The sequence below is a fragment of the Fibrobacter sp. UWH9 genome (genome assembly GCF_900129715.1).
GTDB lineage: Bacteria > Fibrobacterota > Fibrobacteria > Fibrobacterales > Fibrobacteraceae > Fibrobacter.
This window is the reverse complement of the sequence record NZ_FQWP01000023.1, coordinates 19,213-44,246: the sequence shown is the minus strand read 5'-3', so window position 1 is coordinate 44,246 and position 25,034 is coordinate 19,213. Positions and strand designations below refer to the sequence as shown.

General features: G+C 47.6%; 27 protein-coding genes and 1 tRNA gene. 19 read left to right on the top strand and 9 right to left on the bottom strand.

Features of this window, described 5'->3' with window-relative positions:
• Positions 1–292: 292 nt before the first annotated feature.
• The 3 genes from BUB94_RS14040 to BUB94_RS14030 form a co-directional block, all read right to left on the bottom strand.
• Positions 293–1,054 carry a hypothetical protein gene (locus BUB94_RS14040; protein WP_073238140.1) on the bottom strand — a complete coding sequence of 254 codons (762 nt, stop codon included), beginning with the start codon at positions 1,052–1,054 and terminating at the stop codon, positions 293–295.
• A 411-nt stretch (positions 1,055–1,465) separates the two neighbouring features.
• Entirely contained in the window at positions 1,466–1,714 is a 249-nt protein-coding gene (locus BUB94_RS14035; RefSeq protein ID WP_073238136.1) for a hypothetical protein, read from the bottom strand.
• A 67-nt stretch (positions 1,715–1,781) separates the two neighbouring features.
• Positions 1,782–2,147 carry a hypothetical protein gene (locus BUB94_RS14030; RefSeq protein ID WP_073238133.1) on the bottom strand — a complete coding sequence of 122 codons (366 nt, stop codon included), beginning with the start codon at positions 2,145–2,147 and terminating at the stop codon, positions 1,782–1,784.
• Between the two features lie 55 nt (positions 2,148–2,202).
• Here BUB94_RS14030 and BUB94_RS14025 point away from each other — a divergent pair, with 55 nt between their 5' ends.
• Together BUB94_RS14025 and BUB94_RS14015 are read left to right on the top strand one after the other, a co-directional pair.
• Complete coding sequence (locus BUB94_RS14025) at positions 2,203–2,829, top strand: ribonuclease domain-containing protein (RefSeq protein WP_073238130.1); 627 nt, start codon at positions 2,203–2,205, stop codon at positions 2,827–2,829.
• Positions 2,830–3,092: 263 nt separating this feature from the next.
• Positions 3,093–4,112, top strand: a complete 1,020-nt coding sequence (locus tag BUB94_RS14015; protein ID WP_073238127.1) for a lysophospholipid acyltransferase family protein — start codon at positions 3,093–3,095, stop codon at positions 4,110–4,112.
• A 129-nt stretch (positions 4,113–4,241) separates the two neighbouring features.
• On the opposite strand, the gene BUB94_RS14010 is transcribed toward BUB94_RS14015, so the two are convergent.
• The 3 genes from BUB94_RS14010 to BUB94_RS14000 all read right to left on the bottom strand — a co-directional run bounded on the left by BUB94_RS14010 (position 4,242) and on the right by BUB94_RS14000 (position 7,473).
• Complete coding sequence (locus BUB94_RS14010; RefSeq protein ID WP_073238124.1) at positions 4,242–5,759, bottom strand: FecR family protein; 1,518 nt, start codon at positions 5,757–5,759, stop codon at positions 4,242–4,244.
• A gap of 67 nt (positions 5,760–5,826) precedes the next feature.
• Positions 5,827–6,570 carry a hypothetical protein gene (locus BUB94_RS14005; RefSeq protein WP_073160819.1) on the bottom strand — a complete coding sequence of 248 codons (744 nt, stop codon included), beginning with the start codon at positions 6,568–6,570 and terminating at the stop codon, positions 5,827–5,829.
• Positions 6,571–7,074: 504 nt separating this feature from the next.
• Complete coding sequence (locus BUB94_RS14000) at positions 7,075–7,473, bottom strand: pyridoxamine 5'-phosphate oxidase family protein (protein ID WP_073160817.1); 399 nt, start codon at positions 7,471–7,473, stop codon at positions 7,075–7,077.
• A 389-nt stretch (positions 7,474–7,862) separates the two neighbouring features.
• On the opposite strand from BUB94_RS14000, the gene BUB94_RS13995 reads away from it, so the two are divergent.
• From BUB94_RS13995 to BUB94_RS13965, 7 genes are all read left to right on the top strand, one after another.
• Entirely contained in the window at positions 7,863–8,375 is a 513-nt protein-coding gene (locus BUB94_RS13995) for a GNAT family N-acetyltransferase (RefSeq protein WP_073238121.1), read from the top strand.
• Positions 8,376–8,502: 127 nt separating this feature from the next.
• The gene (locus BUB94_RS13990) at positions 8,503–9,327 is read left to right on the top strand and encodes a MerR family transcriptional regulator (protein ID WP_073238119.1); all 825 of its coding nucleotides are present in this window, start codon (positions 8,503–8,505) and stop codon (positions 9,325–9,327) included.
• 323 nt (positions 9,328–9,650) lie between these two features.
• On the top strand, positions 9,651–9,983 hold the full coding sequence (queD, locus tag BUB94_RS13985; RefSeq protein ID WP_073160811.1) for a 6-carboxytetrahydropterin synthase QueD: 333 nt from the start codon (positions 9,651–9,653) through the stop codon (positions 9,981–9,983).
• Positions 9,984–10,159: 176 nt separating this feature from the next.
• Positions 10,160–10,831: a 7-carboxy-7-deazaguanine synthase QueE gene (locus tag BUB94_RS13980; protein WP_073238116.1), complete on the top strand. Its 672-nt coding sequence runs from the start codon at positions 10,160–10,162 to the stop codon at positions 10,829–10,831.
• Between the two features lie 37 nt (positions 10,832–10,868).
• Positions 10,869–11,249, top strand: a complete 381-nt coding sequence (locus BUB94_RS13975) for a VOC family protein (RefSeq protein WP_073238113.1) — start codon at positions 10,869–10,871, stop codon at positions 11,247–11,249.
• A gap of 297 nt (positions 11,250–11,546) precedes the next feature.
• The gene (locus BUB94_RS13970) at positions 11,547–12,335 is read left to right on the top strand and encodes a PhzF family phenazine biosynthesis protein (protein ID WP_073238110.1); all 789 of its coding nucleotides are present in this window, start codon (positions 11,547–11,549) and stop codon (positions 12,333–12,335) included.
• Between the two features lie 227 nt (positions 12,336–12,562).
• Entirely contained in the window at positions 12,563–13,354 is a 792-nt protein-coding gene (locus BUB94_RS13965) for a hypothetical protein (RefSeq protein ID WP_073238107.1), read from the top strand.
• A 44-nt stretch (positions 13,355–13,398) separates the two neighbouring features.
• On the opposite strand, the gene BUB94_RS13960 is transcribed toward BUB94_RS13965, so the two are convergent.
• Entirely contained in the window at positions 13,399–14,106 is a 708-nt protein-coding gene (locus tag BUB94_RS13960; RefSeq protein WP_073238105.1) for a YkgJ family cysteine cluster protein, read from the bottom strand.
• A gap of 56 nt (positions 14,107–14,162) precedes the next feature.
• Positions 14,163–14,657: an O-acetyl-ADP-ribose deacetylase gene (locus BUB94_RS13955; RefSeq protein WP_073238103.1), complete on the bottom strand. Its 495-nt coding sequence runs from the start codon at positions 14,655–14,657 to the stop codon at positions 14,163–14,165.
• A 496-nt stretch (positions 14,658–15,153) separates the two neighbouring features.
• On the opposite strand from BUB94_RS13955, the gene BUB94_RS13950 reads away from it, so the two are divergent.
• The 9 genes from BUB94_RS13950 to BUB94_RS13910 all read left to right on the top strand — a co-directional run bounded on the left by BUB94_RS13950 (position 15,154) and on the right by BUB94_RS13910 (position 22,343).
• On the top strand, positions 15,154–15,852 hold the full coding sequence (locus BUB94_RS13950) for a 16S rRNA (guanine(527)-N(7))-methyltransferase RsmG (protein ID WP_073238101.1): 699 nt from the start codon (positions 15,154–15,156) through the stop codon (positions 15,850–15,852).
• Complete coding sequence (locus tag BUB94_RS13945; RefSeq protein WP_073160796.1) at positions 15,849–16,634, top strand: ParA family protein; 786 nt, start codon at positions 15,849–15,851, stop codon at positions 16,632–16,634. The genes BUB94_RS13950 and BUB94_RS13945 overlap by 4 nt, the downstream gene beginning before the upstream one ends.
• A gap of 43 nt (positions 16,635–16,677) precedes the next feature.
• Positions 16,678–17,694, top strand: coding sequence for a ParB/RepB/Spo0J family partition protein (locus BUB94_RS13940; RefSeq protein ID WP_073238099.1), 1,017 nt, complete (start codon positions 16,678–16,680; stop codon positions 17,692–17,694).
• 28 nt (positions 17,695–17,722) lie between these two features.
• On the top strand, positions 17,723–18,517 hold the full coding sequence (locus BUB94_RS13935; RefSeq protein WP_073160792.1) for a M23 family metallopeptidase: 795 nt from the start codon (positions 17,723–17,725) through the stop codon (positions 18,515–18,517).
• A 51-nt stretch (positions 18,518–18,568) separates the two neighbouring features.
• Positions 18,569–18,946, top strand: coding sequence for a bactofilin family protein (locus tag BUB94_RS13930; RefSeq protein ID WP_073238097.1), 378 nt, complete (start codon positions 18,569–18,571; stop codon positions 18,944–18,946).
• 355 nt (positions 18,947–19,301) lie between these two features.
• On the top strand, positions 19,302–20,045 hold the full coding sequence (locus BUB94_RS13925) for a metallophosphoesterase family protein (protein ID WP_073238095.1): 744 nt from the start codon (positions 19,302–19,304) through the stop codon (positions 20,043–20,045).
• A gap of 47 nt (positions 20,046–20,092) precedes the next feature.
• A tRNA-Met gene (locus BUB94_RS13920) sits at positions 20,093–20,165 on the top strand.
• A 61-nt stretch (positions 20,166–20,226) separates the two neighbouring features.
• Positions 20,227–20,712 (top strand): hypothetical protein, encoded by a 486-nt coding sequence (locus BUB94_RS13915; protein WP_249269405.1) that lies wholly within the window; start codon positions 20,227–20,229, stop codon positions 20,710–20,712.
• 29 nt (positions 20,713–20,741) lie between these two features.
• On the top strand, positions 20,742–22,343 hold the full coding sequence (locus tag BUB94_RS13910) for a DUF3943 domain-containing protein (protein WP_073238092.1): 1,602 nt from the start codon (positions 20,742–20,744) through the stop codon (positions 22,341–22,343).
• 63 nt (positions 22,344–22,406) lie between these two features.
• On the opposite strand, the gene BUB94_RS13905 is transcribed toward BUB94_RS13910, so the two are convergent.
• On the bottom strand, positions 22,407–23,954 hold the full coding sequence (locus tag BUB94_RS13905) for a histidine-type phosphatase (RefSeq protein WP_254793748.1): 1,548 nt from the start codon (positions 23,952–23,954) through the stop codon (positions 22,407–22,409).
• Positions 23,955–24,011: 57 nt separating this feature from the next.
• Between BUB94_RS13905 and BUB94_RS13900 the strand changes: the two genes are divergently transcribed.
• The gene (locus BUB94_RS13900) at positions 24,012–24,935 is read left to right on the top strand and encodes a DUF4421 family protein (RefSeq protein WP_083538317.1); all 924 of its coding nucleotides are present in this window, start codon (positions 24,012–24,014) and stop codon (positions 24,933–24,935) included.
• The last annotated feature ends 99 nt before the right edge of the window (positions 24,936–25,034 follow it).

Here is a 25,034-nt window from a genome sequence, read left to right as displayed (position 1 = left end):
AAAGTCTTGGTCCCGTAATCACGTTCGTATTTGACTAATTCCAAGAAATTTCTTGGGCCGTCACTAAGCACATCTCCGATTCCTTCAATCTTCTCGAGAGCCTCTCGGGTTCTCGCTTCCGTCCGTTTCAGCGTTTCGGCTGTCTCGTTCGGAGGTGAGGCCAATTATAGAATTTTCTGGATGAATGTCAAGGGAAAAATCTAAAAAAAATCACATTTTTTCGCATTTTTCGCATAAACACTAGATTTTCCTCATTAAATCAACATTCTGTCAACAGAAATCTTTTGACAGCCTACGCAGCGGCACCATAATCCGGGCCAAACTTAGGCGCAATCAAAGCCCTTAACCTATCCATGTAGACGTAGGCCATGGCTCGGGTAACCTGCATACGCTCGGCAATCTGTTCCATTGCCTTCTTTTCGCAGCAGCATTCAAGGTAAAGATTCATGAATTCCAGCAGACGGACATCGCCGCTCTTGATGACTTCCTGGCGAATCTTTTCGACCAGGTCCATGATTTCGCAGGATTCTACCGGATGAGCTTCTGCATCGCACATGGAGTCGGACTTACTGGCGTAGTAATCATCTACGAAGGAATCGTAGTCAGACTGCAACAGAACACAGTAATCGCCATTGCCGTCCACACCATCGTTCAGACGCTGTCCGACCATGACAAGGCGATCGTTCTGGCGGTCGCGAGTCCAGTCCATGGCTCGATGACGCAAGTCGTTTACGGCATAGGCGCCAAAGGGTACTCCCTGAGTAGCATCGAAACGGCGTACAGCATCCCTGAATGCAGTGTAGATGTCGCTGGATGCATCTTCAAAAGAGCGGCCATTGTAGTTAAAGTCGTAACCGAACTTTGCCGGATACAGACCATCCTGGCTGTAACGGTGAACCGTTTCCAGCGTATCCTTCATGGAGCAGAAAAGACTGCTGCATGCGCCATCGTTACCGGACTGAGCCTGTTCAAGCCAGTCCTGCTGCTTTGCGGTCCAAGTGTAGACCTGATTGTTTTTCATGTTGACTCCCTTCCTAGAAACATTATTTGCCATGCCGATTCCCTCTTATTTGGTTGTAGCGAAAACCATTGCAAAAGACCATTGCGAACGCAATCGCAAAAGCCGAGATTTAACGCATACACTGCGCCGCACCCTGCCGGGCACCCCTCTAAAAAAATGTCTTGCTTGTTATGTGGTTCTATCTCTCATCACGTTAAAATATAGCAAAAGACGGCTGTCATAATATGACATTTTGCCATTCCCCTGAAATTTTTATTTAACATGTTGGATGCTCCCAATTTAGTCGTGCAAGCATTATATCGTCAGCTGAAAAAAAATTGTCAAACATTTTTTCAAAAAAAATTTGACGTTTTTTTTTGACTCAATTCATCCCTTAAAAAAAAACGCCGATGAGACTTGCCCATAAAATGGGAAAGTCAACCGAGGCGAGCGAAACGCAAACATTTATGTTTGCACTTCCGAGCCGATGAGACTTGCCTGTGAAACAGGAAAGTCCCCCGCATCAGCGAAGGACTTCTTGTGCTTAAAGTTTCGATTGTAGAGTTTCTTGTTCTTGATGACTCTGGTGCGGAGCGTCGCCCCGTTGCAGGAGCCATCGATTCGAAGGGACCGCATCGCCGCGGATTCCATTGCGGACTCGGAGGCGGATCCCCTGGCGTTGCCGACGATCGTCAGCTTTTCTTTCTTTGCCATAATGATCTCCTTGGTCTACAATCTAGAATTTCGAAAGGCAAAATTCAAGTGCAGCCGGGGAGCTACATTACTGGCCATCTTCGCAAGTAGAGACAACCGCCATGTAAGACATCTCGATGCTTGCTTCTTTAGTCATATTGTAGAAAGAGTAGGACTTTTCATCGCGCTTGACATTGCAGCCAGAATCCGTGGTGGTCAGCACCAGTTTTTCACCTTCGACGGTATATACATACTGCATATCATCGCCAAAGGAATCCTTACGAATAAACTTCCATGTACCGAAATCATCCTTGGAAATGGATTCGCAAGCATTTACAGATTTTTCTACGGTAAAGCAGTTGCCACCGGCAGATGTACCGGAAGAGGAATCGTCACCGCAGGCGACAAACATCGAAGAAGCCAGAAGAGTTCCGAGTAAAATAGCCTTTTTCATTTTTTTCGCCTATCGAAATTTTAGAACTTAAAGTTAAAAAACTATATTCAACTGTATGAAATTCGCCCTTGGACATTTCGTACTTTTAACCATTTTCGTCAACGCATTTTTCGGTTGCAGCACCCCTACCGTCAGCAGCTCCGACGATGATGAAGATTACAGTTCATCAGAAATCCGATTCAGTTCGTCACGCGCCTTTTCCAGTTCTCCGGAAGACGTTTCAAGTTCCGCAGAGGCCGCGTCAAGTTCGTCACCGACTCAGTCAAGTTCGTCGCAGTTTTCATCAGGCAACTCAGAAAAAAAGCTCACCATTTACGAGGCCGTCAAGGAGTCCGGCGTTTACACCAGCAGGGATTCCGTGGGGGCCTACATCTGCAAGTTCGACAAGCTGCCTAAAAATTATGTGGGCAAGAACGAGGGGCAAAAACTTTACGAAAGTTCCACAGGAAACACTTTCAGCAAATGGAATTTCAACCCCTGGAAAACCCTGGGTGTCATGATCGGCGGCGACAGTTTCGGCAACAGGGAAAAATTGCTACCCGACGGAACCTACCGCGAAGCCGACGTGGATTACGGCAATGTCCAGAGCCGCGGCACAAAACGACTTGTCTATCAAACCGGTTGCATCATCTATTACACGGCCGACCACTACGAAAGTTACAAGCTCCTGGAATTCAGATAATCCGCTGTAATATGTTGTATGCTATGTAAGGAAATAGGGTCGAACTCAACAGGACTATACCTAAAACTAGCTTCCAGGCGTTCGGTCTATAAATCAAGTATAACAACAATATTAGCGGTACAAAATTCCCCAACCCAAAAGCATCGTCGGTTTTATTAGCAATTTTAGCGACGATGCCTGAACGCATGCACCTGTGCAGGAATTTTTCCACGGGCCCCTCATCCAATATGGGAATTTCAAACACTTTTTTATATTTTGAATCGATGTTTTCCATAGGTCAGATTTCAGTTCGAATTTTTGCAGGTGCCGCCTTCAAGGTACTGGGTTTTGCGGGCTGGAAAAAGCAGACTATAAAAAGGAACTTGGAATACGTTTCACAGGGAACGTGGATGTCCGGCGAAAAGCTGGAAGCGGAAAATCTCTACAAGAAAATGCTGCGGAACTTGACCTGGCACGTAGGGGAGTTGCTGTTCTGTTTTGACGTCTACAAGAAACTGCCCGAGGACTGCGGGGCGTATCCGTTTTCTGCAGGCGGAAAAATTTTCGAGCTGGCAGAAGGGGCGGCGGGCACCATCGAAAAGATGCGGCGGGGCGGAATTTTTCTGACGGCACACTACGGAAACTACGAAGCTAGCGGGGCATGGCTCTGTGCGCTGGGCGTTCCGCTGAAGGCCAGCTTTATTCCGCTGAAACCGAAATGGCTGAACCGTTTCGTGTACGAAAAAGTGCGGTGCGTCCGCGGGCGGCCCTATTCCATCGACGCCAAAAATCCGCGGGAATTTTTAGACCAGCTGGACGGAAAGGCGCCAGACTGCGGCGGGAAAAAACAACTGTTCTGTCTGCTGGCGGATCAGGATAGCCGAATCGGCAGCGCCATGGACGGAACCTTCTTGGGGCGGCCCGCCAAAATAAATCCACTTCCTGATTTTCTGCTGAGGCACCGCCCGAACACTCCCGTATTTTTCTGCTGGATCCAGGAGCAAGGAAACAGAAAAATTCTGCATGCGGTGGAAGCACAAGAACCGAATGAGACGCAGAGGGACATGCAGAAAGAGATGCTGAAACAAGTTCAGCATAACGTGAATCAGCATGACGTGAATCAGCACAACATGGACCAACGCGGCTTGGACCAACACGGCTCAAAACAGCGTGATGAAAAAATTTCCATCGTAGACGGAGCGTACCGCGCCTGGCTCGAAGAACGGATCCGTGAAAATCCCGCCCTGTGGTATGGCTGGACCCACCGGCGTTTCCGCAGTACCCGTCCCGAAATTTACCGCTGAACTTTTTTGCGGAAAAAAGACGTTCTCCTTTAAATTATTTTCTTTTTTCAAAAACCTGTTTGATCGTCATATAAGAAATCCCCGGAGCTTTGTTAAGTTCCGGGGATTTTTCAGTCACCAATTTTTTTATTACTTGAATTCGTAAATCTTGGAAGCGTAAGCCGTTTCACCGCTGCGCATCAACACGGCCACCTTGACAATCTTGGACTTGCCGCGGGGAATTCTCATCTTGACCTTGTAGCCAATGCCCACGGTAGAAGCCACCTGCTCGGCCTCGAAATTTTCGCCGTCTACAGAGACGATAACTTCTTCCACCTGGGCGACGTCGTTACCGGCCACATCCAGCAAGTCGAATTCCAGTTCCGGATAGATGGCTGCGCCCTGGGAAACCTTGCGCTTGACAATTTCGCGATTGCCGCCGCGGATGTCGATCTGCACGTTGGTCACCGGGTAGCACTTCAGCATCTGCTCCACAGTCCCGGCAGCCGTCGTGGCGGAATCCACATTTTCGGCAACCACCTTGTACACATGATCACCCGGCACAAGAGTGAAGGTGCTGGAACCGTCCTTTTCCATGTTGGTCTTCTGAATGAGGCTGTCACCCAGGAAGACAGAAACGGAACCGGAGTTGTCATTAAATCCGCTAGTGGCAAAAACGGCAAAGCACTTGCCTTCGTCGGATTCCAGAAGTCGAACGGTGCGGTCCACGCGATAGGTGAACGCAATTCGACCGCATTCAAAATCGGCACCGTCCACACTGCAGTTCAGCAGGTACTTCTTATCGCCGAAGGAACCTCTAATCCAGCTGGGGGTGAAATGCAACTTGTGACCCTTGGACTCAAAACTTTCGGAACCGAGAGACACTCGGACGCCGGCAGTACAGGTGACGCCGATATCGATACTGTCTGCGCTGACAAGAGCGGGCAGCGAATCGATGATACAATTATACTTGGATTTCAGATCCTCGTTACGGACTTCGATCTTCTGGTCCAGCTCCTGGGCCTGGGCCTGAATGGCTTCGTCAGACTTCGTGGTGTCATCAAGGACTTCGCCCAGCTTTTTCACAAATTCGGGATCGCTTGCATTTTTTGCTTCTACCACGACAGCAGGCTTATCCTTACGGAAGGCCACAAACTGATTTGCCTTGACAGGAATTTCCTGGCCATTATTTTCCATGACCATTTCGCCGGAGTTCAAGGCGCCATAGGGCTGACCTGCCTCGGTCATGCCGAGGGTACCGTCGGTACCGCGGATCGATGCGGTTGCCGTTCCGGTCCTAAACTTGAAGACACTGTTGCCTTTCTGCTTCTGGGCATCGAAGCGGATCATACCCTTCTTGATGCTGATGTCAGAAACTCGTGAATCCTTGTCGAACAGAAGTTCGTTGAATTCCACCAGCGCATTTTCGCCGATAGCGATCATACTTCCATCTAAAAGGGAAATCTGCGCCCCGGACTCGGTGTAGGTCCGGATCATGTAACCGTCCAGAACCTTGGCACCCACTCGGAGGGCGGCCCAGTTGTTCTTACCCTGCTTCTGGTAAGACACATCGCCAAGAACAGAACGGACCTTGCCACCCTGGGTAGCAGCCATGGCCACCATGGCGCAGGTCAATGCGAAAACTGCAGAAAACTTTAAACTCTTCATTCCAAGCCTCTTTTTAGAAACTTCATCAAACATATAATATATATGTGGAATTAGCAAATGTATAAAATCACACTTTTGTTTTTTCGTCAGCGGATTCCGACTCCAGCTTGCGTTGCCAGAGCACCTGGTCCACCTTGGCCATCAATTTTTCTTCTTGATAAATGTCAAACAGGGCCTGCTCCTCTTTAATGAAGGCAGCAAAAGATTTCATATAGCAAAGCAGCGACGCCACCGAGAAGGCCACCGCCAAAAATCCCGAGATGCTGGTATCGCGAATGAAACCGATAGCGGCAGCCAAAACGGTCATGATCGCAAAACCGTTTACGAAGTTCTTGTCAACCGGACTGACCTTGGAAAGAATTTCGGCCACTGTCTTGGAAGAAGACTGCCGGCGACTTTCCAGCGCGGATTCAGTCTGCTTTACCAGATCCTTGAAGATGAAATAATGGATCAGAAATCCGACGTACGGGATGCAACTACAAATGACGGCACCCCATGGAGAAAACTTGCTCATGGCCACCAGGCGCAAATTCTTTTCGGCGCGAAACAACCAGAGCAACCAGAAAAACTGAAAGATACTCCAGACCAGGAGCATGACAAATCCGGAAAAAGCCATGGCGATGATATAGTACATGAAATTCATGGCCGCGCCAATGTCAGGACTTTCGGAGGAGAACTGCTGCATCGAATAACCGCTGGCCGTCAACTGGTGCGTAACAATCAGTCCCAGTATACAAATCAGGACAACCGCTACCAGATTGACCTTCATCCAGAAGAGGCTTCGAGTTCCACGAGACTTGTTGCTTTCCATAAAATTCCTTTGGCTTACCTTTCCCCAAAAAATACAATTTTTGAGGGTTTTATTTTTTACGCAATCCGAAGCGCATACTTTCAAACAAGAAGTTTTACTATACTGTTGATAAATGGAGGATAAATGTTTAAATAATGTGAATAGAAAGTTCATCCCGTTTTTAGGATATTTCCAAATCCAACAAGATATTCACAAAAATATCGTCATTGTACCTGTTGATAAATCGAAGCTTTTTATCCGTTTGTAAAATGAAAAAACCGCAACTTATTGCCAAATAACGATGTTTCACGTGAAACAGGTGTGAATAGATTAAAAATTGTCCAACGCAACTTCCAACATAATTTTTTTAAATGTTGACAGTTTTATCCACAATTTACCCATAACAGGACTTATTCATCGCAGGGTGTTAATTAATTGTTTACATTCTATCAACAGGATAAAACGAAAAAGGCCGGCTTTCGCCGACCGATTTTCACAATTTAAGCAGCCTAAAAGGCAATCAAACTAGAACTTTACCACCTTGGGAGCCGCAGTGAAACTGCAGAACACAGCCTCGGCGTCCTTGAAGTAAAGCACCTGAGTGTTGGGATCTTCGGCCTTGTACATGGCCTTCAGTTCTGGATAGGCGTCCAGCATATGGACCTTGGGTTCCAGGCGATCGTCTTCTACCAGGGTACCGCTAAGACGGAGCCACTGGTTTCCAGCCTTGTTCATGGCACAGAGCTGAACCTTGGGGTTGGCGGCAATCTGCTTGGAAACATTCTTGGACTTGCCAGTCTGAATGTACAGCTTACCTTCAAAAATTTCGGCGGTACCGAAGGGACGAACCTTGGGCTGATCGCCATCTACAGTTGCCAGAAAATAGGCGCCACATTCCTTGAGAAACTTTACTACTTCTTCCATAACGATTAGGTCGGCCATTTCATGGCCTTTGAGGTTTGAGGTTATTAGGTCGCATCCTACGGATGCATTGAGGTTTGAAATACTTGGCGTTTTGCCCCTAGCGTCATTCTGAGCTATACGAAACTAAGAACTTTAGTTCCTTACTTGAATTAGGTTCGTAGGAGCAGAATCTAAACTGATATAATTACCATACTAATATATATATGTTGTGAAATTTCCGCTATTAAATTTGAAAAACAACATTATTTTTCTAGGTACAATTACCACAAAAACTCCTCTTACTATATTATATAGTATTGAAAGCGCAAGGCGCCATTATATAGCTCAAAGGGAGCGCAAGCAACCGACCTCATACCTCAAAGCGGCAAAGCCGCGACCTCGCACCTAATATGCAAATCCGTAAAGCTACTCCAGATGATTTTCCCCAGATGCTGCCCATTTTCCGCGAAGTGATTGAAGGGGGCGACACCTACGATTTCGAGGAAACCGCCAGCGACCAGGACGCATTTGACTACTGGTTCGGCAAGGGCGTAAACAGCTGGGTCATGGAAGAATCCGCTTCGGACGCAGGCAAGGATAGTGCAGGCACCAAGATCCTCGGCTACTACAAGATCATCCAGAACCACCGTGGCCGAGGCAGCCATGTGGCCAACGCTTCCTTCATGGTTTCCAGCGCCGCCCGCGGAAAAGGCATCGGCCGCAAGATGGGGGAGGACTGTATCCGAATGGCTCGCGAAATGGGATTCAAGGCAATCCAGTTCAACTTCGTCATCAGCACCAACGAACCGGCCATGCACCTGTGGAAGAGCCTAGGCTTCAAGGAACTTTGCCGACTGCCCGGAGCCTTCAACCACAAGAAGCTGGGTTTCGTGGATGCGGTGATCTTCTTTATGGAACTTTAATTTTTTCCAAAAATCTCCAGTTTTCCCATTGACTCGTCCCTTAGGGCCGGGTCTATATTTATTATGTCGCCTGACGAGGTGGCAGAAAAGTGATCACAGAGGAGCGGGTCGCGAACCGCAAAACAATATGGAAAATCTGAAATTAAAGATAGGCGAGTTCTCCAAGATGATGCAGGTGACTGTAAAGACCCTGCGGCACTACGAGCAGATGGGACTGCTGCTGCCTTGCGAGGTGGACAACTGGACCGGAAACCGTTACTATAAACTGGATCAAATGCAAAGGCTGAACGACATCCGTCGGCTGAAGGATGTAGGATTCTCCCTGGAAGAAATCAAGGACCTGTACGGGGAAACGTCCCGCACACCCGGAATCGACCAGCTGGAAGAAAAAATCATGGCATGTGAAGCGGAAATGGAGCGGCTGCTGAAGCGCAGGGAACAACTGCACCAGATGGTGGACTCTCAAAGGAAAATCAACTCTATGGAAAAGTTCAGCGTGCAATCCCTCCCCGAAATCATCGTGGCCAGCCACCGTGAAGTCATCAAGAACTACCAGGCCATCGGTGAAATGTGCTGTAACGTCATCGGCCCCGAGATGCAACGTCTAGGTTGCAAATGTTCCCCCTCTGGATATTGCTTTACCATCGAACACGACAAGGAATACAAACACGAGAACGTGGATATTGAGTACTGCGAACAGGTGGAGGAAATGCTTGAAGACTCCGACATTGTCCAGTTCAAGAAGATGCCTGCCGTGAAAACCACCCTCTGCATGAAGCACCTTGGACCCTACGATCGGTTCTACCAGTCCTACACCGAGATGTTCAAGTACATCGAAGAGAACGGGTACAAGATTGTGGGTGACCTCCGCTGCGTTAATGTGGACGGTGCCTGGAATCAGGACGACCCCGAAAAGTGGCTAACCATTATCCAGGTCCCGGTGGAACGTTAGTGTCATTCTGAGCGAAGTCGAAGAATCTAAACAAGCCCTTGGCACAAAAATGTCAAGGACTTTTTTATACTCTACGAACGTTTCACGTGAAACGTTTGCAAACCTAGGATGCGGCAGAGAATTTATTCTCTGACTAGTGTGCGTAGCACACCAACATCCGCAGGTTGAACATTCTTCGCCAACATTGTTTTTATGCATCTCCGCCTTGGGAACCATAGAACCCTTTTCTATATTAATCCTCAACATCAATTCACAGCGGCATTAATATTTGACCGCAGGACAGTTCGAAAACCATCCTGTCTATAAACAAAACTAGGTACCTCATGTATAGAATCTCGAAGCGCTTCGAAATTTCCGGAGCACATAAGCTGGCACTCTCCTACGAAAGCAAGTGTCAAAATCTTCACGGACATAACTGGATCATTACCGTTCATTGCCAGTCCAAGACTTTAAACTCTGACGGTATGGTCATCGATTTCAAGACTGCCAAGGAGACCATCTCCCGACAGCTGGACCACAAGTACATAAACGATGTGGTTGACTTCAATCCTACCGCCGAAAACATCGCCAAGTGGATCTGCGACCAGATTCCCCATTGCTATAAAGTGATCGTCCAGGAAAGCGAAGGCAACATCGCCGAATATGAAGTTGACTAAGATGTACTTCAGTGCATTGAGGTCGCTTCGCTTTGAGGTCGATGCTTCGCATCTAGAGGTATGAGGTATTGTAATTACAATTGCCTCTAGGCGCATAGCGCCGACCTCATGCCTCGAGCACCGAAGGTGCGTCCCCCATACCTGACTACTGTCAACTTCCTACTATCTACTAACTCATGAAAATCTCTGAAATATTCCTCAGCATAGAGGGTGAGGGTATCCGCACAGGCGCCCCCGCCGTCTTTATCCGTCTGTTCGGATGCAACCTCCGCTGCTCCTATTGCGACTCCATGTATGCGGTGGAAGGGGGCGACTTCCAGGAAATGACCCCAGTGGAAGTGTTGGAAAAGGTCAAGTCCTTCAACACTCAGTTCGTCACCCTGACGGGAGGGGAGCCACTTATCCACAAAGATGTGGAAGTTTTATTGAAAATGTTGGACGATTACGGCTTCGAAGTGAATATCGAGACCAACGGAACCCAACCCAAACCTACTAGCCTAAAGAACATGTTCTGCACCATGGACTGGAAAAGTATCTCCAGCGGAATGCAGCCCCGAATGAAAATGGAGAACATGATGACCTTGGGGGAGAAGGATGTCCTGAAGTTTGTGGTGGGCACAGAGGAAGATCTTCTGGATGCCGCCCGGGTCATCGAGGCCATGGAGGGAAGATTCAGCGCTCTCGGAAAAAGACTCCCCACATTCTATGTTTCCCCTATCTTCGGGACAATGAAGTACGAGGATATGGTGAACTGGATTTTAGGGAATGAGGTTATGCGACGGAATAACGTCCGCTTCCAGGTGCAGCTCCATAAGATTATCTGGGACCCCGACGCTAGGGGAGTTTAACCGATTCGAAATACCCTGTTATTTATATATTATCCCTATGAAAATAGATCACGTTGCCATTTGGGTCAAAGACATCGAGAAAGTTTGCGCCTTCTATGAAAAGTATCTGGAAGCTACGATTCATCCAGAATACCATAATCCTGCCAAGGGTTTCACCAGCAGGTTCCTTACTTTTGATGGAGGCGCCCGCATTGAGGTAATGCACCGGAACGACATCGAATCTTCAATACCCAATCCACATTTAGGATGGTGTCATGTGGCAATATCCCTAGGGTCCAAGGATATGGTAGACAAGTTGACCGCCCAGATGGAAGCCGATGGCATTACCATTATAGGGCAGCCTCGAACGACGGGGGATGGATACTACGAAAGTGTGGTTCAAGATCCCGAAGGCAATCTAGTAGAACTGACCGTATAAATAATTTTCTGCTTCTCTGCAAAGTGGATAACTCACCCCGACGTTGGCGTACTTCGCATGCTACACCCTGCATGTTGGCGCTTGCATAATCAGAATTATTACATCGGGAGCAAGCTCCCCGCCGCGACACTCGTCATCGCAGGTTGGCGTACTTCGCATGCTACACCCTGCATGTTGGGACTAATGTCTTCGACATTAGTCCTACACCCATCGGGTGTCAAATGAAAATATGCAAGCATATTTTCGCTTTCCACCCTCGGTTGTGTTCCACGTGAAACATTTTATATATTCTTTGGTATGAAACAGTATATCGTCGATGCATTTTCCGATACCTTATTCCATGGTAACCAGGCAGCAATTTGTATTCTGGACAAATGGCCGGAAGTTTCACTAATGCATAACATTGCATTCGAAAACAATTTCTCCGAGACAGCCTTTGTGGTAAAAACCGGGAATGACGAAAGCATCCCCAAGTATCATCTTCGCTGGTTTACCCCTAGCGATGAGGTTGATCTTTGCGGCCATGCTACTCTAGCCACCGCATTCGTACTTTTCAACTTTTATGAACAGACGACTCAAAAAATCATATTCGAGACAATGAGTGGCCAGTTAACAGTCAACAAGAACGGGGATCTTTATGAAATGAATTTCCCGATTTATGACCTGAAGCCCATCCCCGTTACAGATGAAATGGAAGCCGCCCTGGGTGCAAGACCCGCGGAAGCCTACATGGGTCGCGACATGCTCTGCGTCTTTGACTTCGAGGACACCATCGAAAACATGAAGCCGGACTTTGACAAGGTGAAGGAATTGCCAGGTCTTCTTGTTCATGTTACCGCTAAAGGCACCAAGGAAGACTGCGTCTCCAGAAGCTTCGGTCCGAAAATTGCCATCAGCGAAGACCCGGTCTGCGGTTCCGGGCATTGCCACATTGCTCCTTATTGGAGTGGCAAGATGGGAAAACCTGAGATTATCGCAAGGCAGGCATCCCGAAGGGGAGGCACTCTTTACTGCAAAATCAAGGGCGAAAGAATGACCCTGGCAGGAAAAGCCACCCTCTATTCCGTTAGCGAATTGAGCTGCTAATACTAACATTTGGACAAAAAATCCCCGAGGCAAGCGCCCCGGGGATTTTCCAACCATAGGAGAACCGTATGACTAGTACGGGAGGGTAACCAGCCCTCACTTGTTATATCGGCACCTCTAAAGGAATTGTCAAAAAGAAAATTCATTTTTTTGGGTACAAATCTTGCGGGGGACTTTTTCTATATTGGCACTTGCAAAAGCAGAATGACATCAACATAGGAGGTTATATGAAGAAGATCTTTCTTTTAGTCGCATCTTTTGTTTTTTCTGCACATGCCATTAACTGCATAGAAGCATTTTCAATTTCTAATTATGGTGGATCAAAAAAATTTGATAATACATATACCTTAGACAGCACTCAGTCCATAAATGGCAGCGATCTAAGTGGTTTCTACTATGCTCATACCACATTTAATCGTGATAAAAATGGCGCTATAGAAAGCGCAACAAGATGCACTGATGAATGCAATACTCTCTCATACAAAGAAGTCATCACACAAAACGATGCCGATAATTCCATCACCACAAATACGTACATAGACAACTATTTAACTGCGTCTGAGACATATTTCACTGAAAAGGATTCCACAGTAACAATCCAATACTCCAAAACGGATGATAATATGGAAGCCATGTTCACTTATTATACAGTTAACGATACCATCTATGGACTGCAATACTTTTATGATGTATATAAAGGTGAATTTGAATTAATGAACAGATATTACATAGCCTTAGATTCTATTGACAACAGCAGGTGCTACCAATACAGCCCAAAGAATGAACCAATGTCCAAATACTGGATTGAAACAACTGACAGTTCAATGACTTTTTTCTATTCAAGAATATATGAAGATGAACTTGTTGGAAAGTATTATTTTTCAAAAATTGGTAGTGAAAGCACAACTGGCTTTAAACACAAGATTCATCCTGCAATCGTAAATAAGAAGTTCCAGCTATTCGATCTGATTGGTCGCCCAGCCAAGCAAAAACAGCATATCATCAAGGTTGGGAAATAACTCAATTTGCAAACATCCCCAGGGCAATGCCTTGGGCTTTTTTCTTATATGGAATCTTTCCCAGAATTTAAATCCACAATCCACATTAACCGCTGGATGTACTTAGGCAGGATATCGTGGATTAATGTTGAAGAATCATCGTCGGGGGTGAAGGTTTCCTCTTGCTCCATCATGTCGCTCATGACAGGAGGGAGGGCGCCAAAGAGATTCTTTACTTCTTCTGCAGTGTATTGCTGATGAAGGATCGGTTCGCCAGATAGAGTCTTGACGGCGGCAAGTTCTTCTGCGGGGTAAAACTTGCAGGGTTTCCAGACTTCATTGCCATGCTTATCCCGAGATCCGGCAGCTCCGAAGAGACGGCAAATGGATGCCCGGCCACCATAAATAGTACAATGCCCTGGAAGATTCGTCCCCGAAATATCCTCCCGAAAGAAGGGGCAATGTTGGAATGTTGCAAAAGTTTCACGTGAAACATTTATCAAAGGAAACTTCCCTTCGGCAACATTCTGGGCTACGTCAGGCTGATTGCACAATAGCCAGGCGGCCATGTAAAGAGCTTCACTTTCCAGCAAGTCAGGCTCAAAATGTTCACAGCATTTGCCACAGCCATGAGGACAGGTGAACTTGGACTTTTCAAACCATTCCCGTTGCTTTTCTTCAATTCGGGAATAAACTGCATCCATTTCAACTAGGATGTCGTATTCTTCGGTACCCCTCAACTTTTCAAGAATAGGGGCAATTTCAGAAATCATAAACGCCTTCCTGTTGCTAAAAATCTAGCAAAGGAAGGCTCCATTGGTACGGATTTTTATAAAACTTTCTGATAAATCTTCAACATCTCTTCACCGAAGCAGCAGAAGATTACCTTCTTCACAATCTGCGTTGGGTATTCCCGAACTGTCTTCACGGCAATTTCGGTAGCAGCCTTTTTCGGGTAGCCATACACCCCGGTAGAAATGGCGGAGAACGCCACAGTCTCACAACCGTTTTCTTCAGCCAATTTCATAGAGTTTTCGTAGCAAGACCTAAGCTGTTCCGGCTCCCCGTGAAGTCCATCTTTATAGATTGGGCCGGGGGTATGGATGACGAACTTTGCCGGCAGCTTGAACCCGGGAGTGATCCGGGCTTCTCCCGTCTGGCAGCCTCCGAACTTCATGCAAGCCATCAGCAGTTCCCGACCGGCAGCACGATGGATGGCGCCGTCCACACCGCCACCTCCCAGCAGGGAACAGTTGGCGGCATTCACAATGGCATCCACTTTAAGCTTGGTGATGTCACCCTGAAGCACCTCGATTTCTACCATTTTACACCCCCTCAAAAATGAAAAATCCACGAATCATCAACATACATTTCAAAACATAAATCTTTTTTATAAAACAAGTTACGAAATCACCACAAAATTTATCAACAAAAACCCAACATAAATTAAAATAATATCCACAGATATTTTAATTAAATGAAAGGCTAAACTCGTCTTTTGTTGATTTTATTTTTTGGGATATCTAAATTATGTTCCACGTGAAACACAACCGAGGGTGGAAAGCGAAAATAAACTTGTTTATTTTCATTTGACACTCGATGGGTGTAAACTCCAAAGGAGTAAACATTTGCAAATCTAGGATGCGGCATAGAATTTATTCTTTGACATATCCTGGGTGCAGCGAATGACTCCGTAGGAGCCCAACATTCGATAGCGAGTGTCGCGACAGAATGATTGCATTCTGGCACCTATCCTCGCTTAACGGGGATGACCGAGCATGAGAATGTAGTGTGCGTAGCACACCAACGTACGAACCATTATGTATAAAAATAACGAAGAACAGAAGAATCTTCTAAATCAGTTTCTTTCCTCAAACGGGGTGGAACTGTCTGCTGCAACTTTGGAAAAGCTTTATGCTTTTGCCGACCTGGTTGTTGATACCAAGGAATACGGCAACCTGATTTCTGAAAAGGATTCCCAGAAGTTTTTATCCAGACACATCGCAGACTCCCTGGTGCCTTATATATATATAGGTAAGTTGGTGGATCCTTCGGCTGCGCCTCAGGATGACACCGCAGCTTTTCGCGCAGAGGCCCTCAGCAAGCTGAAGGGTAAGCGTTGGGCTGATATGGGTGCCGGTGCAGGATGTCCCAGTTTTCCGTTAGCCATTGTCATGCCCGAAGTCCAATTCTACGCTGTGGAACCTCGCAACAAGCGCGTACAGTTCATGAACTTCGTCAAGGAAAAACTGCACCTGGACAACATGACCGTCGTAGGCAAGCGCTTTGAAACTTCCGGCCTGGCTTATTTGGATTTTGTCAGTTGCCGCGCCCTTTCCACTTTTGAAAATGACTGGGAACGCGCCCAGCCGGGTCTGGCCCGTGGTGGCAAATTTGTGACCCTTAAGAGTTTTAATAACATCGTTCACCTGGAAAACGATCCGGCAATACACATATATAAATATGCATTGCCCCAGGAAGAACAGGAATATGCCCTAGTTACAAGAGGTAACGAATGAGTAAAGTGATCGCTATATGCAACCAGAAGGGTGGGGTAGGCAAGACTACTACCGCCGTGAACCTGGCTGCCAGTTTTGCCGCCCTCGAAAAGAAGACTCTTCTTATTGACATGGACCCCCAGGGTAATGCATCCCAGGGTCTGGGTTTCAATGAAATGCAGGACGTGGATATCCACGAAGTTCTGAACATGGCCGAAAATCCGGATAATGTTACCTATGAAACAATCAAGGAAGCAATTCTGGATACCAACCTGGACTACCTGAAGATGATCACTTCCGGACCGGACCTGGCTGTCATGGAAATCGAACTGGTGAACGCCATGAGTCGCGAACGCCGTCTCGAACGCATCATGAAGATCCTGTCCCAGGAATTCGAATTTATCATTATCGACGCTCCCCCCAGTCTGAACTTATTAACATTGAACGTGTTGACAGCCGCTACTAGCGTGCTGATTCCCGTGCAGTGTGAATATTATGCACTGCAGGGTATGACTGAACTTTTCAAGACCATCCGCGAAGTTCAGAAAAATCTCAACAGCAACTTGAAGATCGAAGGTGCCCTGTTGACAATGTACGATTCCCGTCTGGGTCTCTGCAAGCAGGTGGCTGACGAAGTCCGCGAAAACTTGAGCGACACCGTCTTCAAGACCATGATTCCCCGCAACGTCCGTTTGAGCGAAGCTCCGTCTCACGGCAAGCCGGTTATCCTGTACGATGTGCAGAGCACCGGTTCCCAGGCATATGTAAAGCTGGCTGAAGAAATCCTGAACAAGGATAAATAGTCAGGTCAGTCAAGCTAACTATATATATAAGGAAATTATTTTTATGGGTAAGAAGTCTTTTTCTCTGGGTCGTAGTCTCGCTGATATTTTGAGGGATCATTCTGTTGAACAGCCTAGCAATCCCCAGGAAACTAATCAACAATCTGAAGCTAATGCTGTCGAAAACGCCGAAACTGTTGATAACTCCCAGAAAATTATCGAAATTGACGTAAATCTCATCGACCCCAACCCGTTCCAGCCCCGTAAGACTTTTGACGATGACGAACTGGTTGAACTTGCCGAAACCATCGAGAAGCATGGTCTGATCCAGCCTATCGCCGTTCGCAAGGTGGGCGACCGCTACCAGATCATCAGCGGTGAACGTCGTACCCGCGCAACCAAGCTGGCCGGTCTCGCTACTATCAAGGCCCAGGTCTACGAAAGTCTGGATGACAAGATCATGGGCGAATGGGCCCTCATCGAAAATATCCAGCGTGTGGACCTGAATCCTGTTGAAGTTGCACAATCTTATCAACAGTTGATCGATCTTCACAACTATACCCACGATGATTTGGCCAAGACTGTTGGTAAGTCCCGCTCTGCTATCACCAACGCACTCCGCCTGCTGAAGCTCCCGACCCAGGTTCTGGATTGGATTCAGGAAGGCAAGATTGCCTCTGGTGCAGCCCGCGCACTTTGCTCTGACAAGGTGGACAATGCCGAAGAACTGGCAAAGCGCATCATCGAGGAAGGTCTGAACGTCCGTCAGATCGAAGCCATTATCCGCGGTGACGAAGTTCAGCCAGCACAGGCTCCTGCCGAATCTTCTGAAGAAGTTCCCGAAGTTCACACTGGCGAAGAAGTTTCCGGCAAAGAACCTGTCGACGCACCGGCAGCAGAACCCAAGCCCAAGATCGAACTTTCCGCCGACCTGAAGAATTTCGAAAATCGTCTCGAAACCTACTTTGGAACCAAGGTTCAGTTGAAACCCACCAATCCCACCCAGTCCCAGGGTACCATCGTCATCAACTACTATAGCATGGACGACCTGACTCGTATCCAGGAATTGATGGACCGCTAATAGGCGATTCCGTTAGACAGAGGAAACTGTGAAAGGTAAGTATTACACCATACAGATTATCCCGGAAGATTCCAAGGAAATCAAGAAGTTCCGTGTTTCCACCAAATGGTTCACGTTCCTCAAGATTTTCCTGGTAGTCCTGATTGCCGTTACCGGCGCCTTCATCTATAAGATGGGCCATGTCACCAAGACACTCATCCGTTACGAGAAGATGCGCGTCACCAACGCCCAGCTGATCAAGCAGAATCAGAACTACGAAGAACTGTTCAACCGCATGGACTCCCTCTGGGTTCTGGAAGAAAGAATCCAGAACCTGCTAGGCACCTTCGTAGAAAATGATTCCAACAAGGTCAACAGCCTTATCGACAAGAATAAGTTCGCCCACACTCCTTCTGAGAAGATCGATGTGGACTATGAAGGCGGCTGGATTCCCATGGAAGAAAAACTGCGCCTCGAAAAAATTCCCAACGTGATTCCCGTGGTCGGCATCATCAGCAAGAAGTTCTCTGAAGAGAACGGACACATGGGAACAGATTTCTCGGCCCAGCCCGGAAATCCTGTATTTGCATCGGGCAGTGGCACCGTGGAATTTGCCGGGCAGAAAGAAGAACTTGGAAACACCGTCATCATCAACCATCAGAACGGTTACGTTTCGAGTTATTCCCATATGAAGGAAATCCGCACCCGCAAGGGTCGCAATGTCGGCAAGGGTGATATCATCGGTACCATCGGTGCAACTGGCAATGCCAGTGGACCCCACTTGCACTATACTATAACGAAGGATGGAAAGGAACTGGATCCCGAAACATTCTTCAACTATTAGTATCTTATAGAATTAGATTTATAAAAAATTTCACTAACCAAAGAGGAAACAATGGCAGTTAAGGAACAGGAAATTACCCAAATCGGTCATAGCGTAACCATCAAGGGCGACATTAGCGGCAAGAGCGACGTTCGCGTAGCCGGTACCATCAACGGTAGTGTTGCAATTGAAGGCGAACTGATTATCGAAAAGCAGGGTTTCATCGAAGGCGAAATCAAGACTACCTCTGCAGTAGTTGCAGGTTCCGTCAAGGGCAACATCGATTGCTCCGAAAAGCTCATTCTCGAAAACAGCTCCCAGTTTGTCGGTAACATCAAGACCAAGCTCCTGATCATCCAGGAAGGTGCAGTGTTCCAGGGCAACTGCCAGATGGGCAATCTCCAGCAGTCTCAGCAGCCTGCTTCCGCTCCTAAGGAAGTCAAGCTCTAATCAACACACATACTAATAAATACTATGTATATATATATATAGTATTGAATATTGGTTTCGTGAATAGTGGATAGATTTGTAAAGTTTAATTTATAACTCATTGATGCTCAATAAGATACGAAGATAATTCTGATGTGCACAAATGTTGAAAACTTCAAATCTATTCACAATTTTCAACGTTGATAAGTGTTGAAGCTTAGTTTTCAATGTGAATTCACAAAACTTTCACAAAACGATGTTGAAGATTGGGAAAAAAGCACATTATCTTTGTTGATTTGGCTCACAAAGGGAAAAATTTTGAAAAAATATATCCTTGGGTGGCTAAACAAAAATTTATATTGTACTAGCAATTTGTATGGAAACTAAAATTCTCAAAATAGGCCAGATAACCGATATCCATATCGGTGAAGACGAGAACTTGGTGCAGGGCATCGATGTTCGCGCCAACTTTCTTAAGGCCTTGAATTCCGAATCTATGAAGGATTTGGACCTGCTGGTCCTGTCCGGTGATTTGGCTAATGAGGATGCAGAGCCCGGCGCCTACAAGTATCTGGCAGACCTGCTCAAGGATTACCCGGTTCCATACTGCGTTATTCCCGGAAATCACGACCGCATCGAAGTCATGGAGCAGTTCTATGACCTGAAGGGCAAGGTCCACAATGGCAAGTGCTACTACCGATACGATATCGCCGGTAGAAGCATTTTCTTTTTGGATAGTGCCTGCGGCGACGTTTCTCCTGAACAGCTGGTTTGGCTGAAGGAAGAGACGGCCAAGGTTTCTGGTGAGATCTTGCTTTTTGTACATCACCCTCCCTGTTTCTGCGGTCACCGCTTCATGGACTTGCGTTATCATATGCGCAACATGCTTGATGTGCAGAAGGTCCTGGCTGACATTCCCAACCTGACTCATATCTTTACTGGACACTATCACAGCCAGTTCGAGGTCAAGCTTGGACGTCAGACGGTTCATGTTTCACCGGCGACACAGATGCAGATTGACCCCAATTGCCCCTATTTTAACCTGAAAAGTTCGGCTCCTGGGTGGCAAGTGATCAAATGGGGCGAAAATTTTGTAGAAACTGAAGTTTATTTTCACTAAACCCCTTGAAAATATTTCAGTAATTGACTAAATTTGGTTCAACCTTCGGCGGCTTAGCTCAGTTGGTAGAGCGTCGGAATCATAATCCGCAGGTCTGTGGTTCGAGCCCACAAGCCGCTAGTAAAGGAAGGTCCAAGAAATCAAACCCGTGAGTTCTTGAGACTTTCAAAAAGAGGCAGTTATGTCTGGACGTATAAAAGGAATTAACTTTAACCTGGCGACGTTTAAGACGGCTGCCTCTTTTTTTGTTTTTGCAGTTCTGGCTGCATTTATGGCCGTGAACTTTACCGCCTGCGGCGAAGAGCAGCAGAGTGTGCCTGAAATTGCTCAGATGCACGTAAGTTCTCCCAAGACACAGCCCATTGTTCCGGTGGAGACTTTTAACGTTCCTTCTTCTTCTGTGATCAGTGCCGAAAAGGCAAAGTTCTACGCCAAGGCAAGTGCCGGCTTGGTAGAACTGGGCTATCGCTGGTCTGAACGAATCGACAAGGCTAACGATTCCGAAAAGATTTTGATCCTGAACGCCTACAATGTGGCCCGTGACCAGCTTTGCGCCCGCGTGGGTCTGGCTGGTGTGGCAGAATTCAACTGGATTACCTCCGTGGCTCTCCCGGATCCCAAGAACAAGGCTGTTTTTGAGTCTGTTGGCCTGCGTCCCAATAACTAGTCGAATTGGATAATTCTAAATATGCAGTCATGAAGAAGTTCGTGACTGTTTTTTTTGTTCTGTTCTTTTTTCAGGTTTGCGCTTGGTCGCAAGCGGTCACTCATAAAGAAAAGAAAAATCTTGTAGAAGCTGCCAAGTCTATCCAGGATTCCATAGAAAGGGAACCTGTTATCAGCGTGAAGGATGTGGCGCTGTGGAAGTTGGAGATTAGAGCCGCAGACTCTGCACGTATCGTGGATTCCTTGCGGACTGCCGGTTATGGCGCCGAATTGGACGAATTTTTTTCTAGGGATACGGCCAAGGTTGAACCGGTTTTTGCCCCGGTGGTTGCCGGCCAGATTCTGGGCCAGAATGTTTTTGTGTGGGCCTGGGATTATTATGTGCTGGACAAGAATTACGCCCACACAGGTCCCAGCTATTGGAAGCGGAATTTTAGGGAAGGCTGGAAGTGGGATCATAATCACTGGGCCATCAATTTTTACGGGCACCCGTATCAGGGTTCCTACTATTATAGTGCCGCCCGCGCCGGCGGTTACGGTTTTTACCAGAGTGTAGTTTGGGCGGCTCTCGGAAGCAGCATCTGGGAAATGTTCTGCGAGACGGAATACCCGGCGCCCAACGACTTGATGACGACTTCTATTGGCGGCTCCATGTACGGCGAAGTTCTGTACAGGCTTTCACGATTGGCTTATAGCAACTCCGATGTGCCTTGGTACAGGGAATTGGCGGCCTTCATTTTCCACCCTATGGCTTATAGCCAGAGGAAGATGTTCGGTAGTCGGGATTTCAGGACGGGCTGGGTGCCTGTTGAACTTGTGATTGCTGCAGGTGGCGGCTCCCGATTCGGTAGTGATTACCGTATTGGTAACCAGGGGGCCGATAATCTGGACCAGCAGTGGAACGATCATCACGGCATGACCTCATTGTTCCTGGAATACGGAAAGCCCTATACGAGGGTGAAGGAACCTTTCGACTATTTCAAGGTGGAGATGTTCAACGAGACAGGTTTCGAGGGGAACGTATTGCAGCTTGACATTATGGGAAAGCTGAAAAATGCGGGCCTGCATGGTCGCGGCCACTGGTTGGATTTTTCTCTGAACCTGGACTTCGATACTTTCTACGGGGACTTGGCTACGGTGAGCACCTTGTCATTGGGAGCCGCCCTGGATATTGCCCTGTGGCTTACGCCGGATTTACGGTTCCGCATTATGAACCAGATTTATTATATCATGTTGGGTACAGCTGACATGGGATATGACGACTTGATCCAGGAAGTGCATCCGGAGTACGTTTCGGACAAGGACAATTACCAGTACAATACCGGCGTGAAATACAGCCTGATGACAGAAGTTCTGTACAAGAAAAAATTCAGGGTCTATAATAAAGTCGTCGCAGATGTGCTGCATACCATTCCAGGCTCCACACCCCACTATGGCGCGGAGGGTTGGGACTTCCTGGTGGTGAACCAGTCTGCCATGGAATACAGGATTCTGGATTGGCTTGATCTGGGTAGCCGACTGGACACTTACCTAAAATTGGCGGCCTATTCAACGGACTTGTTCGAGCCCATGAGCCGCCGAATTTTCTGTTTTTCGACGTACCTGAATTTCCACTTGATGGGCGGCAGGTAACGGAGCGGCTGATAACGATGGCTGGCAGGTAACGGAGCGTCAGGTAGTGTCTGCGAGCGCGGATTATTCGGCCAGGATTTTTCCGTAGAAGTTCTTTACGTCTTCCCAGCGGTAGTAGGGGGCGGCGGGGCACTTTACCTTTTTGGCGGGGGGCGGCGGAAGCATTACGCCGGAGGCCGCAGGCTGGGCAGCGGGTTGGGCTGCCACCATGCCGGGCTTGATGTCGGCCTTGACCTGGGCGGGTTCTTGGGCGGGTTCATCGCCGCAGGGGATGGGTGCGGTAACTTCACGTTCATTGTACAGGAACTTGACCAGGATTTCGGGGGCTGCGCCCTTTGCCGGCTTGGCGCCTGGCTTCTTGTAGAAGATCATCTGCAGGTTTGCTGCCATGGGGATGATGCGGAAATCAGTCCACTGTTCGTGAAGCTTGCTCAGGTCGGTGACCTTTGCATTTGCGACGGAAAGCTGCATGAGACCTGCCAGGGGGAGGAGCCCTGTGTCGTGACCGAAACGGAGGGTGGCTACGGTGTTGGTGGCGGCGTCTGCATCGGTGGCGCCTGCGATGGCGTTTTCGGTTTCGCTCATGATGTGCTTCAGGATGGGCTTTGCGGTGTTGATGCCGTCATTACCGGTAAGGGGGCATGTGCCCAGGATGCTGTACCACCAGGCGTTCTGTGCCTTCCAGCGCTTGATTTTTTCTTCTTTGGGGAAGAGTCGGTCGAAGATAATCAGGTCGTTGTCGTCTTCCATGCCCTGGATGCTGCCTGCGATTTCGAACATCTTGTTATAGAGATTGGAAACGTCCACGTTCTTGGAAACGTAGGCGGTGTCGGCGAAGATCGTCCGTACGAAATTGTCGGTGGAGATGTCCTTCCACAGCTTGTCGTTTTCGGCCTTGAATTCCGGGGTTTCGGCGTAGTTCTTTGTGATGTCGAAATTGAAGGTGTTGATATGGCCCATGAGGCTCTTGCCTGATTCCATGCGGATTTGGGCGGTGGGCACCTGGGACTTGAGGCCGCCTACGAATGCGGACATGCTGACGATGCAACGGCCCGAAGTGCTGGCGAAGGCGTCCACCTGGGGCGGCAACTTGACGTTCTTCTTGACTTGCTTGCCCTTGGCGTTGACTTCGGCAATTTTGGCGTTCTTGCTCTTGAACACATCGGGGAAGTTCTTGGCCATTCGCATGGCGATTCCCTCGTGCTGCTTGACACCCTTCTGGGTCAGGTCTCCTGCGCGGCTTGCGGCCTTGTCTGCCAGCAGTTTTGAAGATAACATAATGTACTTGCCCGTGACGGAAAGAGCCTTTGCGGAATCGGCCTTGGCCAGAGTCTCGAAGAGGTAGTTATAATCGTCTGCGCTGTAATGGTAGCGGCTTCCGTGGCGGCCGTAATGGCTGATATAGAACGGCTTATAGCCGGCAGGCGCCTTGGTGTATTTGACGCTCTTGTCCGGTTCCGGGTAGACCAGGTAACCGCTAGCGGTATATTCCGGATGATCTTTAAGTTCGTCGTCTGTCGTTTGGGCGACAGTAAAACCTGCCATGGCGAAAATTGCAAGGAGGGTAACAGAAAAAATGGACTTGGGTGTTCTACTAACTAAGCTGTTCATATCATAACCTTTTCCATAAAGATAGATTTTATTCTTGTGCATTTTTATATTTGCCCCATGCTTTGTCGCCTTGTATTTGTACTATCCCTTATATGCGCTTGCGGAATGGCGTTGGGGCAGGATTCCCTGAAAATAGGGGATGGTGATAGGGCGGCTATTGTTGAAACGGAACATGAAGATGGAATTGTCGAGTTCAGGAGAAAAATTTTAATCCGTTTTCTGTGCAATTACAACTTCGTCAGTTTCTGGAGTAGCGAGTTTGATGGTGGGGCGCTGAAATCCAATCGCCCGGTAGATGTGGGTCTCGGTCTCGGCTACGGAGACTTTTATTGGGATTTTATCTACGCACTTCCATTTACGTCAAATAACAAGAGTTCGAAATCGATTTCCTTCGAGACAGGGTTCGATTTTTTTCCTGGAAACTGGTGGGTCAAGGGAGTGTACCGCAGTTATAGCGGATTTTCTGCTGATGTGGGAGATAGCAGTTTATATGTAGATCTCTGGGAGAGGGATGTCTATGTTTCAGCTCTATGGCTAGGGACATCCAATGGGGAATTTTCCCCGAGGGCGGCTTTCTTCTTGGATCGCAGGCAGCGTCATTCTGCCGGAAGCCTAATTCTTGGCGGCCGTATTCAAGGAACGAAGACAAAGGACAAGGATGAATTTTTTCCGTATTATCAGGAGCCAAAGGAAATTTTTAGCAGCTGGGTGGATATGGGCTATACCTATACCTGGGTCTTTGACAACAAAGCTTTTTTGAACTTGTGGGGCGTGGCGGGCGTTGCCGTGGGAGGCGATACGGAGGAGGATGACTATATGCTGCTTCCGGAAATCATTGGCAAGCTTGCCTTTGGCTATATTGGTGAGATTTGGTCCTGGAATAATGTTCTGGAAACGGAATATATGCCCGTGATATTCGACAGCCACTGGGAACAGAAATTGGTGTGCGCCTACAAGATTCTCATTGTTCGTCGCTTTTAAATTTTCCTCCCAAAAAGTGGGCCCTTGCTTTTTATAAAATAATGCACATTTGTACATTTATTTTTTATCGGTAATTTTAACCTTTGTTTCACATTGTAA

Excerpts from the sequence above, each read along its gene's own strand:
- BUB94_RS14005 (WP_073160819.1), bottom strand. The coding sequence starts at position 6,570 with ATGGAAAGCAACAAGTCTCGTGGAACTCGAAGCCTCTTCTGGATGAAG.
- BUB94_RS13990 (WP_073238119.1), top strand. The coding sequence starts at position 8,503 with ATGGAAAATCTGAAATTAAAGATAGGCGAGTTCTCCAAGATGATGCAG.
- BUB94_RS13900 (WP_083538317.1), top strand. The coding sequence starts at position 24,012 with ATGCTTTGTCGCCTTGTATTTGTACTATCCCTTATATGCGCTTGCGGA.
- BUB94_RS14035 (WP_073238136.1), bottom strand. The coding sequence starts at position 1,714 with ATGGCAAAGAAAGAAAAGCTGACGATCGTCGGCAACGCCAGGGGATCC.
- queD (WP_073160811.1), top strand. The coding sequence starts at position 9,651 with ATGTATAGAATCTCGAAGCGCTTCGAAATTTCCGGAGCACATAAGCTG.
- BUB94_RS13915 (WP_249269405.1), top strand. The coding sequence starts at position 20,227 with ATGTCTGGACGTATAAAAGGAATTAACTTTAACCTGGCGACGTTTAAG.
- BUB94_RS13910 (WP_073238092.1), top strand. The coding sequence starts at position 20,742 with ATGAAGAAGTTCGTGACTGTTTTTTTTGTTCTGTTCTTTTTTCAGGTT.
- BUB94_RS13905 (WP_254793748.1), bottom strand. The coding sequence starts at position 23,954 with ATGAACAGCTTAGTTAGTAGAACACCCAAGTCCATTTTTTCTGTTACC.
- BUB94_RS13950 (WP_073238101.1), top strand. The coding sequence starts at position 15,154 with ATGTATAAAAATAACGAAGAACAGAAGAATCTTCTAAATCAGTTTCTT.
- BUB94_RS13945 (WP_073160796.1), top strand. The coding sequence starts at position 15,849 with ATGAGTAAAGTGATCGCTATATGCAACCAGAAGGGTGGGGTAGGCAAG.
- BUB94_RS13930 (WP_073238097.1), top strand. The coding sequence starts at position 18,569 with ATGGCAGTTAAGGAACAGGAAATTACCCAAATCGGTCATAGCGTAACC.
- BUB94_RS13925 (WP_073238095.1), top strand. The coding sequence starts at position 19,302 with ATGGAAACTAAAATTCTCAAAATAGGCCAGATAACCGATATCCATATC.
- BUB94_RS13970 (WP_073238110.1), top strand. The coding sequence starts at position 11,547 with ATGAAACAGTATATCGTCGATGCATTTTCCGATACCTTATTCCATGGT.
- BUB94_RS13955 (WP_073238103.1), bottom strand. The coding sequence starts at position 14,657 with ATGGTAGAAATCGAGGTGCTTCAGGGTGACATCACCAAGCTTAAAGTG.
- BUB94_RS13995 (WP_073238121.1), top strand. The coding sequence starts at position 7,863 with ATGCAAATCCGTAAAGCTACTCCAGATGATTTTCCCCAGATGCTGCCC.
- BUB94_RS13960 (WP_073238105.1), bottom strand. The coding sequence starts at position 14,106 with ATGATTTCTGAAATTGCCCCTATTCTTGAAAAGTTGAGGGGTACCGAA.
- BUB94_RS14025 (WP_073238130.1), top strand. The coding sequence starts at position 2,203 with ATGAAATTCGCCCTTGGACATTTCGTACTTTTAACCATTTTCGTCAAC.
- BUB94_RS13980 (WP_073238116.1), top strand. The coding sequence starts at position 10,160 with ATGAAAATCTCTGAAATATTCCTCAGCATAGAGGGTGAGGGTATCCGC.
- BUB94_RS14010 (WP_073238124.1), bottom strand. The coding sequence starts at position 5,759 with ATGAAGAGTTTAAAGTTTTCTGCAGTTTTCGCATTGACCTGCGCCATG.
- BUB94_RS14030 (WP_073238133.1), bottom strand. The coding sequence starts at position 2,147 with ATGAAAAAGGCTATTTTACTCGGAACTCTTCTGGCTTCTTCGATGTTT.
- BUB94_RS14000 (WP_073160817.1), bottom strand. The coding sequence starts at position 7,473 with ATGGAAGAAGTAGTAAAGTTTCTCAAGGAATGTGGCGCCTATTTTCTG.
- BUB94_RS14015 (WP_073238127.1), top strand. The coding sequence starts at position 3,093 with ATGTTTTCCATAGGTCAGATTTCAGTTCGAATTTTTGCAGGTGCCGCC.
- BUB94_RS13975 (WP_073238113.1), top strand. The coding sequence starts at position 10,869 with ATGAAAATAGATCACGTTGCCATTTGGGTCAAAGACATCGAGAAAGTT.
- BUB94_RS14040 (WP_073238140.1), bottom strand. The coding sequence starts at position 1,054 with ATGGCAAATAATGTTTCTAGGAAGGGAGTCAACATGAAAAACAATCAG.
- BUB94_RS13965 (WP_073238107.1), top strand. The coding sequence starts at position 12,563 with ATGAAGAAGATCTTTCTTTTAGTCGCATCTTTTGTTTTTTCTGCACAT.
- BUB94_RS13940 (WP_073238099.1), top strand. The coding sequence starts at position 16,678 with ATGGGTAAGAAGTCTTTTTCTCTGGGTCGTAGTCTCGCTGATATTTTG.